9 protein-coding genes are annotated in these 11,978 nt (G+C 67.4%); 1 reads left to right on the forward strand and 8 read right to left on the reverse strand.

Annotation, left to right across the window (positions count from 1 at the left end):
• Positions 1–71: 71 nt before the first annotated feature.
• The 8 genes from IEZ21_RS06460 to IEZ21_RS06495 all read right to left on the reverse strand — a co-directional run bounded on the left by IEZ21_RS06460 (position 72) and on the right by IEZ21_RS06495 (position 11,318).
• Complete coding sequence (locus IEZ21_RS06460) at positions 72–365, reverse strand: hypothetical protein (RefSeq protein ID WP_189320861.1); 294 nt, start codon at positions 363–365, stop codon at positions 72–74.
• Positions 366–515: 150 nt separating this feature from the next.
• Positions 516–1,664: an ABC transporter ATP-binding protein gene (locus IEZ21_RS06465; RefSeq protein ID WP_246567308.1), complete on the reverse strand. Its 1,149-nt coding sequence runs from the start codon at positions 1,662–1,664 to the stop codon at positions 516–518.
• Positions 1,657–2,715, reverse strand: a complete 1,059-nt coding sequence (locus IEZ21_RS06470; protein WP_189320862.1) for an ABC transporter ATP-binding protein — start codon at positions 2,713–2,715, stop codon at positions 1,657–1,659. The genes IEZ21_RS06465 and IEZ21_RS06470 overlap by 8 nt, the downstream gene beginning before the upstream one ends.
• An 11-nt stretch (positions 2,716–2,726) precedes the next feature.
• Positions 2,727–3,683 carry an ABC transporter permease gene (locus IEZ21_RS06475; RefSeq protein ID WP_189320863.1) on the reverse strand — a complete coding sequence of 319 codons (957 nt, stop codon included), beginning with the start codon at positions 3,681–3,683 and terminating at the stop codon, positions 2,727–2,729.
• Positions 3,676–4,599, reverse strand: coding sequence for an ABC transporter permease (locus tag IEZ21_RS06480; RefSeq protein WP_189320864.1), 924 nt, complete (start codon positions 4,597–4,599; stop codon positions 3,676–3,678). Before IEZ21_RS06480 ends, IEZ21_RS06475 begins: the two co-directional genes overlap by 8 nt.
• A 153-nt stretch (positions 4,600–4,752) precedes the next feature.
• The gene (locus IEZ21_RS06485; RefSeq protein ID WP_189320865.1) at positions 4,753–6,369 is read right to left on the reverse strand and encodes a peptide ABC transporter substrate-binding protein; all 1,617 of its coding nucleotides are present in this window, start codon (positions 6,367–6,369) and stop codon (positions 4,753–4,755) included.
• Positions 6,370–6,886: 517 nt separating this feature from the next.
• Positions 6,887–8,794: a translational GTPase TypA gene (typA, locus tag IEZ21_RS06490; protein ID WP_189320866.1), complete on the reverse strand. Its 1,908-nt coding sequence runs from the start codon at positions 8,792–8,794 to the stop codon at positions 6,887–6,889.
• 229 nt (positions 8,795–9,023) lie between these two features.
• Positions 9,024–11,318, reverse strand: a complete 2,295-nt coding sequence (locus IEZ21_RS06495) for an ABC transporter family substrate-binding protein (protein WP_189320867.1) — start codon at positions 11,316–11,318, stop codon at positions 9,024–9,026.
• A 368-nt stretch (positions 11,319–11,686) separates the two neighbouring features.
• Between IEZ21_RS06495 and IEZ21_RS06500 the strand changes: the two genes are divergently transcribed.
• On the forward strand, positions 11,687–11,974 hold the full coding sequence (locus IEZ21_RS06500) for an Rv0250c family protein (RefSeq protein WP_033319925.1): 288 nt from the start codon (positions 11,687–11,689) through the stop codon (positions 11,972–11,974).
• Positions 11,975–11,978 lie beyond the last annotated feature (4 nt).

The raw sequence follows: 11,978 nt of genomic DNA on the forward strand, positions 1-11,978 counted from the left end.
CTGCTGGGCGACCAGACCGAGCATCTGGAGACGCTTTGCCGCCGAGGCCGTGATCACGGCGATGGCTCGGCTCACTCCTGGCTGCCTTTCTTGATCTCTGCAATGAGGTCGAGCCCCTCCTGCAGCGCCTCGTCGAACTCGGGATCGCTGAAGGCGCGGATGCTGCCGGCATAGATCTTGATGACGTCGGCGACCTGGTGGAAGTCAGTGGCCGTGGAAGTGTCCAGGGCGCGAGCGAGGTCGGCCTCAAAGCTCTCGGCGTCGCCTGGGAAACCCCGCCCGTCCCGGAGCGCGGCGCGGATATCGGCCACGGTCCTGAGGTGTGGCAGTGATGGGTGCGGTGTCTCGGCGTGCTGCGCACTCATGAGTCCTCCTTGGGCCAGGTATGCGCTTACGACCATGGTCGCGCTCACGGGGCGATCACGAGTTGGATGGCCGCACTCATACGTCCTCCACCCTTAGAAACGATGGCTCCCGGCACCGAAACCGGTGCCGGGAGCCAAAGCCAATACAAATCAGACCGCGTGCACGACGTCCTTCTCCTCCGCGAAGTGGCACGCCGACTCGTGCGCCACCGGGGAGTCCAGGCCCTTGAAGACCTCGGGAACCGCGAGCAGCGGGACCTCCTCGGCGCACTTGTCCTGGGCCTTCTGGCAGCGCGTGCGGAAGCGGCAGCCGGACGGCGGGTTGGCCGGGGAAGGCACGTCGCCGGTGAGGATGACCCGCTCCCGGCCCTCACGGGCATCCGGGTCCGGAACGGGCACGGCGGAGAGCAGCGCCTGCGTGTAGGGGTGCGTCGGGTGGTCGTAGATCTGCGTGTCCGTGCCGATCTCGGCCATCTTGCCGAGGTACATCACGCCGACCCGGTCGGAGATGTGCCGGACGATCGACAGGTCGTGCGCGATGAAGATGTAGGACAGGTTGAACTCGTCCTGCAGTTTCTCCATCAGGTTGATGACCTGCGCCTGCACGGAGACGTCCAGGGCCGACACCGGCTCGTCGCAGATGATGATTTCCGGGTTGAGCGCGAGGCCGCGGGCGATGCCGATGCGCTGGCGCTGACCGCCGGAGAACTGGTGCGGATACCGGTTGATGTACTCCGGGTTGAGCCCGACGACGTCCAGCAGTTCCTGGACCTTCTGCCGGCGCGAGCCCTTCGGGGCGACCTCGGGGTGGATCTCGAAGGGTTCCCCGATGATGTCGCCGACCGTCATCCGCGGGTTCAGCGAGGTGTACGGGTCCTGGAACACCATCTGGATGTTGCGTCGTACGGCCTTCAGCGCGCGCCCGGACAGCTTGGTGATGTCCTGGCCCTTGTAAAAGACCTCGCCGGCCGTCGCCCGCTCCAGGTTCATCAGCAGCTTGGCCACGGTCGACTTGCCGCAGCCGGACTCGCCGACGATGCCGAGCGTCTCGCCCTGGTAGAGGTCGAAGGAGATCCCGTCCACGGCCTTGACCGCGCCGACCTGGCGCTTGAACAGGATGCCCGTGGTCAGCGGGAAGTGCTTGACCAGGTTACGTACCTGAAGAATCGGCTCACCGCGCTCGACCGGCGCCTCGATCGCCGCGACCGCCTCCTCCTCGGAGTGGGCGTCGACGACGTCCACCTCGGAGACGTTGGGGGTGGCGTCCACGGGCTCGTCCGTCTTCTTGAGCTCAGCCATGGATCGTCTCCTTCCAGAAGTGGCAGGCGCTGCCGCGGCCGGCCAGCTCGCCGCCGTCCCGCTCGGTGACCGGGAACAGCTGCGGAATGTCCGTACGGCAGATGTCCTGCGCCTTGGGGCAGCGTGGGTTGAAGGCGCAGCCCGGCGGGGTGCTGGTCAGGTTGGGTGGCAGGCCCTTGATCGCGTACAGCTCCTGGCCCTTCTGGTCCAGGCGCGGGATGGAGTCGAGCAGACCACGCGTGTACGGGTGCGCGGGGCGCTTGTAGAGCTCGTGCACCGGGGCGGTCTCCACGATCCGGCCCGCGTACATCACCGCGATCTTGTCGGCGACGTCCGCGACCACACCCAGGTCGTGGGTGATGAGGATCAGACCCATGTTGAACTCGCGCTGGAGATCGGCGAGCAGCTCCATGACCTGGGCCTGGACCGTCACGTCGAGAGCCGTGGTCGGCTCGTCGGCGATGATCAGGTCGGGCTCCAGGGCCAGCGCCATGGCGATCATGATGCGCTGGCGCATACCGCCCGAGAACTGGTGCGGATAGTCGCCGACCCGGGCGGCCGCGGCGGGGATCTTCACCCGGTCCATCAGTTCGATGGCCTTGGCTTTGGCCTCCTTGCGGGAGAGGGCGCGGTGCACCCGGAACATCTCGCCGAGCTGGTAGCCCACGCTCAGCACCGGGTTCAGGGACGACAGGGCGTCCTGGAAGATCATCGCGATCCTGGAACCGCGGATCTTGCGCCGCTCCTCGCCGGACATCTTCAGCATGTCCTCGCCGTGGAACAGGATCTCGCCCCGGGGGATGGTGGCCGGGGGCATGTCGAGGATGCCCATGATGGCCTGGGCGGTCACGGACTTGCCGGACCCGGATTCACCGAGCACGGCGAGGGTCTCGCCGGCGCTCACGGAGTAGTTGACTCCGTTGACGGCCCTGGCGGTGCCCTCACGGGTGTGGAATTCGACGTGCAGGTCCCGTACTTCGAGCAGCGGGACGCCGTCGCTGCCGGCCTCGCGGGGCGCCGGCACATCTGCGGTTTTGTCGATGATGGTCACGTACGCCCTCCTCAGCGCAGCTTGGGGTCGAGGGCGTCGCGTACCGCGTCGCCGAGCATGATGAAAGCGAGCACCGTGATGCTCAGGAAGAGCGACGGGAACAGCACCATGTGCGGGGAGATCAGGAAGCGGGACTGCGCGTCACTGATCATCAGTCCCCAGGAGATGTTGGGCGACTGCACGCCGATGCCCAGGTAGGACAGCGCCGCCTCCGCCGAGATGTACACACCCAGGTTGATGGTGGTGATGACGATCACCGGGGCGACGGCGTTGGGCAGCACATGACGCATCGCGATCCGCCAGGTCCCGGCACCGAGCGCCTTGGCAGCCATCACGTAGTCGTTGTGCTTGTTGGCGAGCACCGCACCACGCATGATCCGGAACACCTGCGGCCAGCCGAGAACGGCCAGGACCAGCGCGACCGTCACCACGTTGCCGGTCTGGAAGATGGAGGCGACCAGCAGACCGCCGAGCATCAGGGGCAGCGCGAAGAAGATCTCGGTGAACCGGGACAGCACGGAATCCAGCCAGCCGCCGCGCAGGCCGGCGATCATGCCGAGCAGGCTGCCCACGAGCGTGGTGAGCACGGTGGTGAGGATACCGACGATGATCGAGTTCCGGGTGGCGTAGATGGTCCGGGTGTAGACGTCACAGCCCAGCGTGTCGAAGCCGAACCAGTTCTCCGAGCTGGGCTTGGAGGCCGAGTCCGAGAGCTGGCAGAAGCCCTTTTCGAAGGGGCTGCGTTCGGTGAACAGACCGGGGGCGGCGGCCAGCACCAGCAGGAACAGGATGATGATCGCCGAGACCACGAAGATCGGGTTGCGGATCAGGTCGTGACGGGCGTCGGACCACATGCTCGCCACGCGCTCGGGCTTCGCCTTCCCCGTGTCCTTGCCGCCCCCGTCCTCGGTCGAGGGGCTCGGCGGGATCGCCGCCGGTGCGGGCACCTTGTCAGTGATGTCAGGCATAGCGAATCCTCGGGTCCAGCACCGCGTAGAGCAGGTCGACGATCAGGTTGGCCGCGATGTAGATCAGGATCAGACAGGTGACGATCCCGATCACGACGGGCTGCTCGCGCAGGTACACCGACTGTGCCAACTGTCCACCGACGCCGGGGATGTTGAACAGTCGCTCGGTGATGATCGCGCCCCCCATGAGCGCCCCCAGGTCCGCACCCAGGAAGGTGACGATCGGAATCAGCGCGTTGCGCAGGGCGTGCCGTACGATCACGCGTCGCCGGCTCAGCCCCTTCGCGATCGCCGTACGGACGTAGTCCGCGCGCAGGGTCTCCATCATGCTGGTCCGGGTGAGCCGGGTGATGTACGCCATGGAGGCGGCGGCGAGCACGATGCCGGGGAGCAGCAGACTCATCGGGTCGTTCTCGTCGTAGGAGATCGGCAGCAGGTCCCACTGGACGCCCAGTGTCAGCTGGGCGATCGAACCGAGCACGAACACCGGTACGGACACCAGGAGCAGCGTGCTGATCAGGACGATGTTGTCCAGGAACTTGCCACGGCCGAGGGCCGCGGAGACGCCGGCCGCGACGCCGATGACGGCCTCGACGGCGAAGGCGATGAGCGCGAGCTGCACGGTGACGGGGAAGCGCTCCGACATGATGTCGGCCACCGCCCGTCCGGTGTAGGTCTCCCCGAAGTCACCGGTGAGGACCCCGCCCATGTAGTGCAGATACTGCTGGTACAGCGGATCGTTGAGGTGGTACTGCTCACGCAGGATCGCCGCGATGTTGGGGTCGGCCCGCTTCTCGCCGGCCAGCATCTGGATGGGATCACCAGGCAGCGCGAAGACCAGGCAGAAGATGAGGAAGGTGGCGCCGAGCAGGACGGGGATCGCCTGCACCAGCCGCCGGATCAGATAACGACCCATGAGGTCTCCAGTGGTACGGGTGCCGGGCCGCAGGGACCGGGAGGGGTGGCCCGTTCGGCGCCGGACTGATTCAGGGGGAACGGCAGAGAGGGGCGCTGGGGGAAACCCCCAGTCACCCCACTCCGCTTGTTCAGTCGGTCAGCTGGCGAATCCTCATGAGGGCTCGACGGTGCTCCAGTCGACCTGTCCCAGGGAGTCGATCGTCGCGGCCTTCAGGTCCTTGCTCAGACCCGCGTCACGTGTGTAGAAGTACACCGGGATGTACGGCATGTCGGCGAGGATCTGGTCGTCGGCCTTCTGGTAGTTCTCCAGCGCCGTCTGCTCGTCCGGTGCCTGGTCGGCCGTGTCGAGGAACTTCTCGACGTCCTGGTTGATGTAACCCGAGTAGTTGGAGCCGTTGGTGATGGCTTCCTCGGAGAAGAGCGGGCGCAGGTAGTTCTCGGCGGACGGGTAGTCCATCGACCAGGCCATCCGGAAGGCGCCCTTGTACTTCTTGTCGCCCAGTTCGTCGAGGATGGTGGCGAACTGCTCCTTGGGCTCGACGGTGACCTTGAGCCCCAGGTTCTCCTCGAGCTGGTTGGCGACCGCCTCCATCCAGGTCTTGTGGTCGCCGTCCGCGTTGTAGGCGAGGTTCAGCGTGTCGCCGGCGAAGCCCTTCGAGCTTTCGTACAGCTTCTTGGCCGCGGCCGGGTCGAACTTGCAGGCGTCGCCACAGGCGCCCTCGCGGTAGCCCGGAACCAGCGGGTTGATGAAGTCGTCGGCCGGAGTCTTGGAACCGAGGAAGACCTTCTCCGCGATGGCCTCGCGGTCGATGGCCATGGAGAGGGCCTTGCGGGTGTTGACGTCCGTGGCCTTCAGCGTGGTCGGGTCGAAGCCGACGTAGGCGACGGCGGAGTCCACGCCCTTCAGGTAGCGGTCACCCAGGTCCGCCTTGGCGGTGGCGAGCGCCGAGACCGGCAGGGTGTCGTTGATGTCGACCGCGCCACCCTGGAGGTCGCGGTACGCGGTGTCCAGGTCGGTGTAGATCTTGAAGGTCACACCGGCGATCTTGATGTCTTTCGCGTCAGGGTGCTTGTCGAACTTGACCGTCTTGATCTGGACGTTGTGCTCGAACTTGCCGTCCATCTTGAACGGGCCGTTGCCGACCGGAGCGGTCTCGAACGCCTTGGGGTCGTCGAAGAAGGCCTTCGGCAGCGGGTAGAAGGAGTTGAAGCCGAGCATGGTCTTGAACGCGCTGAACGGCGCGGACAGCGTCACCGTGAAGGTGAGGTCGTCGACGACCTTCAGACCCTTCATCTTGTCCGTGGTGGGCTTCTTGCCCTCGCCCGGGTTCAGGTCCGCGTAGCCGTCGATCTTGGCGTACAGCGGGTTGGTCTCCTGGGCGTTGTCCTGGTTGGCGCCGTAGTTCCAGGCGTTCACAAAGGACTCGGCCGTGACCTTCTCACCGTTGTGGAAGGTGTAGCCGTCCTTGAGCTTGATCGTCCAGACCTTGTTGTCCGGGCTCTCGATCGACTGGGCCAGGTCAAGCTGGGTCTCGTTCTTCTCGTCGTACCGCACGAGGGCGGTGAACAGCGCGTTCATCACCTCGGAGCCCTCGGACTCATAGGTGTTGGACGGGACGAGACCGTGCTGCGGCTCACCCAGCTCCATCACAACCTGGGGCGTCGACGCGCTGTCATCGTCGCCACTGTCGCTGCCGCCACAGGCCGTTGCCGCCAGGGCTACGACGGTTGCCCCCGCGACCCACTTGGCGCTCCTGGCACCGCGCATGGGTTCCTCCTCATGAGTCCACTGATTCACCATTGGGGGCATGAAGAACCCACCGACGCCAGTGACGCCGGAGGGTACCTGCCCTGAGTGTGCTCGTGAGTCGGCGCTCCCCAACGCGCATGACTCATTGACCCGAGCTCAACGAACCCAACTATTAAGTAACCCCGCAGCGTTAACCACACCTAAGGAGTCTCATTTTGGTCACATCATCAACCCGAGTAGACCCGAAATCTGGACAAAATGAGCCCAGACAGACACACGCGAAACGGACTGTTAACACAACTTGCGGTGATGGCTCACCGATAAACGGACGCCAGGCTCGAATAACCGGGTTGACAGAGGGTTATCCCTCGGTCTGTCGAATTGGCCCCTGGGAAACGCACCGGAGCCCGCCCCGAGAAGTGAACGGGGGCGGGCTCCAGGTGAGACTAGTCGTAGCGGCCCACCGCGACCAGATGTCGCGAGCGGACCACAACTGGCAGAAATCCAGGGCCCCGTGGGCCTAAGGGGCCGTCAGTCAGCCGTGCTTGGCGCGGCTGGCAGCCCGCGCCCGCTCCCGGCCGTCCAGCTTCACCTTGCGGATGCGGGCGGACTCCGGGGTCACCTCGACGCACTCGTCGTCGCGGCAGAACTCCAGGGACTGCTCCAGGGAGAGCTTGCGCGGCGGGACGATCGCCTCGAACGAATCGGCCGAGGCCGACCGCATGTTGGTGAGCTTCTTCTCCTTGGTGATGTTCACGTCCATGTCGTCGGCGCGCGAGTTCTCGCCGACGATCATGCCCTCGTACACCTCGGTGCCCGGCTCCACGAAGAGCACGCCGCGCTCCTGAAGGTTCGTCATCGCGAACGCGGTGACGGCGCCGGCGCGGTCGGCGACCAGTGAACCGTTGTTACGGGTCTGGAGGGCGCCGAACCACGGCTCGTGGCCCTCGTGGATGGAGTGGGCGATGCCCGTGCCGCGCGTGCTCGTCAGGAACTCCGTACGGAACCCGATGAGACCGCGGGACGGCACGACGAACTCCAGCCGCACCCAACCGGAGCCGTGGTTGGACATGTTGTCCATGCGGCCCTTGCGGACGCCCATGAGCTGCGTGACCGCGCCCATGTGCTCCTCGGGGACGTCGATCGTCATGCGCTCGACCGGCTCGTGGACCTTGCCGTCGATCTCCTGGGTGACCACCTGAGGCTTGCCGATGGTCAGCTCGAAGCCCTCGCGGCGCATGGTCTCGACGAGGATCGCGAGCGCGAGCTCACCACGGCCCTGGACCTCCCAGGCGTCCGGGCGCTCGGTGTCCAGTACGCGCAGCGAGACGTTGCCGACCAGCTCGCGGTCCAGACGGTCCTTCACCTGGCGGGCCGTCACCTTGCGGTCCTTGACGGCCGCCTTGGCGTCCGCGCCCTTGCCGGTGCCGCCGCGGCCGACCAGCGGCGAGGTGTTCGTACCGATGGTCATCGAGATCGCGGGCTCGTCGACCGTGATGAGCGGCAGCGCGACGGGGTTCTCGGGGTCCGCGAGGGTCTCGCCGATCATGATGTCCGGGATACCGGCGACGGCGCAGATGTCACCGGGGCCGGCCTTCTCGGCGGGCTTGCGGGTCAGCGCCTCGGTCATCATCAGCTCGCTGATGCGTACGCTGCTGACGGTGCCGTCACGCTTGATCCAGGCGACGGTCTGGCCCTTGCGCAGCTCGCCCTGCTCGACGCGGAGCAGCGCGATACGGCCGAGGAAGTTGTCGGCGTCCAGGTTGGTGACGTGCGCCTGGAGGGGGGCCTCCTCGTCGTACACCGGGGCCGGGACGTGCTCCAGGATCGTGGAGAAGAACGGCTCCAGGCTGTCGCTGTCGGCCGGGACGGTGCCGTCCTCCGGCTTGGTCAGCGAGGCGACTCCGTCACGCGCACACGCGTAGACGATGGGGAACTCGATCTGGTCCTCGTCGGCGTCGAGGTCCAGGAAGAGGTCGTACGCCTCGTTCACCACCTCGTCGATGCGGGAGTCCGGGCGGTCCGTCTTGTTGATGCACAGGATGACGGGCAGCCGGGCCTGCAGCGCCTTGCGCAGCACGAAACGCGTCTGCGGCAGCGGGCCCTCGGAGGCGTCGACGAGCAGGACCACCGCGTCGACCATCGACAGACCGCGCTCGACCTCACCACCGAAGTCGGCGTGGCCGGGGGTGTCGATGATGTTGATGGTGATGACGTCGCCGCCGGCCTTCGGGTGGTACTTCACCGCCGTGTTCTTGGCGAGGATCGTGATGCCCTTCTCACGCTCCAGGTCGTTCGAGTCCATCATGCGGTCGTCGAGCGACTCGGCGGCGTGCGCGGCGAAGGAACCGGCCTGCTTGAGCATGGCGTCGACCAGAGTGGTCTTGCCATGGTCGACGTGGGCGACGATGGCTACGTTGCGGATGTCGTGGCGCGTGGCCATAGTGAGGCGCTTCTCCCGGAGTGAGTGAACGGCCGACGCGCAGATCTTGTTTACGCGGGCCCTGCCGGGCTGAACGTGCCACGGCCTTACCCCATCGTACGGGGCCGCTGGCCGCTGGGGCTCGACGGGTGCTGGCGGTGCCCACAGCGCGGGTCCGTTTGGGCTGGTCGCGCAGTTCCCCGCGCCCCTTGAAGGAAGGCCTGCGGCCTCCTTCAAGGGGCGCACCCGATCACGACACTCGCTTCACGCCCTTCTTCAGGTACCCCATGTCCTCGTACACCGGTGTCTCGAAGCCGAAGGCGCCCGCGTTGACGAGGTTCGGGCGGGCCGCTACGAGCTGGGGGCGCTGGTAGAGAGGGATCGAGCCGGCGGCGGCCCAGATGCGGGCGTCGGCCTTGCGGACCAGGGAGCGGGACTCGCTCTCGTCCAGTTCGGCGACGGCCTGGTCGAAGAGCTGGTCGACCTGGTCGGTGCCGACGCGTGTGTAGTTCTGCTCGACGTTGAGGGAGCCGTCCGCGGCCGGTACCGGCTTGGCGTAGATGGGGCGGGCGTCGGTGGCGGGGAAGGCGGAGGCGGGCCAGGAGTACAGCGCCAGGTCGTACTGGCCGGAGGCGATGTGGTCCTTGAAGTAGCTCGCGTCGGAGACCTTGGAGATCTCCGTACGGACGCCGATACGGTCCAGCATCCGCGCGATGCGCTCACCGACCGCCCGCAGCGGCTCCGTGCCAGGCCCTGACGGGAGCACGAAGCGCAGCGACAGGGCCTTGCCGTCCTTGGCCAGCGGCCTGGCCGCGGCACCCGCGGGAGCGGCGGTGCCCTTCGGCGCGTACGCACCTGGCCCCCCGCCGTCCTTGAGCTTCCCGTCCCGCGCCGGCTCCTGCTTCTCCTCATCGGCTTTGTCGGCCTCGCTGCGCTCGGCCTGCGCGGCGGCCTGGTCGAGGAGCGCCGTGCGCAGCTGGGCGATGGGCGCGGGCACGAGCACGGTGGAGGTGCCGTGGCCGCCGGGCTTACTGTCGTCGCCGACGCCCTCGTCGGAGGCCGGGTCGTACACCGCACCGGACTTGTCCTCCGCGCCGACGATGTACGTACCGTCGTCCGGCTTCTTGGAGGCCTCGCTGCCGGCCCCCTTCGCCGCCTTCTCTTCCTGCTTCGCCTTCTTCTTGACGGGCCCGCCCCGTACCCAGCCCGCGTCCGCCAGCAGTGCCTGCGCCTCCTCGGTGTCCTGTTCGCCGAGGGCTCCGCTGTTGTCGGCGTACGCGGCCTGTCCGGCGAGGGCGAGATGGCTGCCGACGGGTTCGGCGGGCAGGCCGAGGGGCTGGAGTACAACCCTGGCGAGCTCGTCGCGGTCGAGGGCGCGGGCCACGGCCCGGCGGACGCGCTCGTCGGCGAGGGGGCCCTCGGCGCCGTTGAGGGCGAGCTGGGTGTAGGCGGGTTCGAGGGACTTGCGGACCACGAGACGGCGCAGGACCGACTGCTCCTTGTTGTACTTCGCGATCGCCTTGCTCCGCTTCTCGCGGGCGGTGGTCTCCTCGTCGGCCGCCCCCTTGTCGGAGCCGTTCGCGATCGCCCAGGAGCGCAGCGCCTGGGCGGGCGTGAGCGCGGCGTCGGGGCCGTGGGCGAGCGGCGCCCCGGCGGAGCCCTTTCCGCCGGCGGCGGTGGTGATGCGCCGTGCCGCGGAGGGGTCGATCTCGGCCAGATCGAGTCGGCCGGCGGCGAGCGCGGCGGCGCGCTTGTCGCGCGGTACGGCGCGCAGCACCAGCTCGGAGAGCTTGGGCTTGTGGCCCCACCAGCGCGGGTTGCGCTTCAGCCTGACCTCACGGGCCTTTCGGTTGATCTTGTCGATCGCGAAGGGGCCCGCGGTGACCTTCAGCTTGCGGCGGGCGCCGTCGTTGAAGGTGTTCGGGGTGCCCATCACGTCCTTCGGGTACAGCGGCGAGAACAGCGACTGCCAGTCCGCGTACGGCTTGCGGAAGGTGATCCGCACCTCGAGGTCGCTGTCGCCGCGCTCGATCTTCTCGATGCGTTCGTAGCCGGCGTTGCGGGCCGTCCAGTACGCGGTGTCCTTGCCGGACAGGGCGCGCCACTGGGCGGCGAAGTCGGCGGCGCCGATCTCGCGGCCGTCGCTCCAGACGGCCTGCTGGTTGAGCTTGTAGAGCACGACCTGCTGGGGCTCGCGCTCGACGATCTTCGCGGACTCCAGGTAGTCGGCGTTGCGCTCGGGCCGGCCCCTCTCGTCGAGCCGGTACATCGAGGGCAGGACCGCACCGGCGACCCGGGAGGTGGTCGCGTCGGCGTCCGACTGGAAGGTGTTGAGGGTCTCCGGGACGGTGTCCACGGCCCAGCGCACGGTGCCGCCGTCGGCGATCCGGTCACGGTCGGCGGGGGCGATGTCCTGACCGGCGAGGGGCCGGGTGTCCGGGTCGTCCTCGCTGCACGCGGCGAGAGAGGACACCGCGAGCACGCCCGCCGTGAGGAACGCGGCCGAGCGCATGACCGCGCGTGGTCCGACGCCGTGGTGGGACATGACTGAATACCTCCGGGGCGGTTCTGATCACGTGGACTGATCGCGCATACCGATCACGCGGAATGTCGCATTTGGGTTAGCTAGATCACTTTTGGGCTATAATGGAGTTGATCAGATCTATCGCCCTACTGAAGGGCCAAGCCCCCGAGTTGGAACGGCGCCACGGCGATGGGTACGCGAAAGCTCACCCATGCGGCCCAAGAGACGGCGCGCTGCCGACGGCGGGGGCGCGCGCCTGGTGTAAATGCGCGACACGATCGGTTAATCCATGCAGATCCCTTCACAGGGGCCGATGTGACGCGCGACACTCGCAGGCGCATGAACGTTGCCGCCTTGGGCCGCTGGGTCCGCGGAAGTGAGGGCAAGTCATGTCCGTGCAAGACGACCTGACAACAGTCCAGCGCGCTCTCGACGACCTGTACCGGTCAGTGGGGCGCCTGGAACAGCAGATCGGTGGCGGTCTGGAGATGCGCCGTGTGCGCACCGACGCCGACCACCTGCGCGAGAGCGTGGCGCTGCTGCGCGAGGCCGCCCCCGGCCTCAAGACAACGCGGCGCCCCGACCTCGTGTCCATCCCCGACACCCCGTACGACAGCACTCTGTGGACGGACTCGGACGACGAGGGTCTCGGCGCCCGCGACCGGCACGCACCCTGATCCG

It is taken from the genome of Streptomyces flaveus (assembly GCF_014647675.1).
GTDB lineage: Bacteria > Actinomycetota > Actinomycetes > Streptomycetales > Streptomycetaceae > Streptomyces > Streptomyces flaveus.

Excerpts from the sequence above, each read along its gene's own strand:
- IEZ21_RS06460 (WP_189320861.1), bottom strand. The coding sequence starts at position 365 with ATGAGTGCGCAGCACGCCGAGACACCGCACCCATCACTGCCACACCTC.
- IEZ21_RS06465 (WP_246567308.1), bottom strand. The coding sequence starts at position 1,664 with ATGGCTGAGCTCAAGAAGACGGACGAGCCCGTGGACGCCACCCCCAAC.
- IEZ21_RS06475 (WP_189320863.1), bottom strand. The coding sequence starts at position 3,683 with ATGCCTGACATCACTGACAAGGTGCCCGCACCGGCGGCGATCCCGCCG.
- IEZ21_RS06480 (WP_189320864.1), bottom strand. The coding sequence starts at position 4,599 with ATGGGTCGTTATCTGATCCGGCGGCTGGTGCAGGCGATCCCCGTCCTG.
- IEZ21_RS06485 (WP_189320865.1), bottom strand. The coding sequence starts at position 6,369 with ATGCGCGGTGCCAGGAGCGCCAAGTGGGTCGCGGGGGCAACCGTCGTA.
- typA (WP_189320866.1), bottom strand. The coding sequence starts at position 8,794 with ATGGCCACGCGCCACGACATCCGCAACGTAGCCATCGTCGCCCACGTC.
- IEZ21_RS06495 (WP_189320867.1), bottom strand. The coding sequence starts at position 11,318 with ATGTCCCACCACGGCGTCGGACCACGCGCGGTCATGCGCTCGGCCGCG.
- IEZ21_RS06500 (WP_033319925.1), top strand. The coding sequence starts at position 11,687 with ATGTCCGTGCAAGACGACCTGACAACAGTCCAGCGCGCTCTCGACGAC.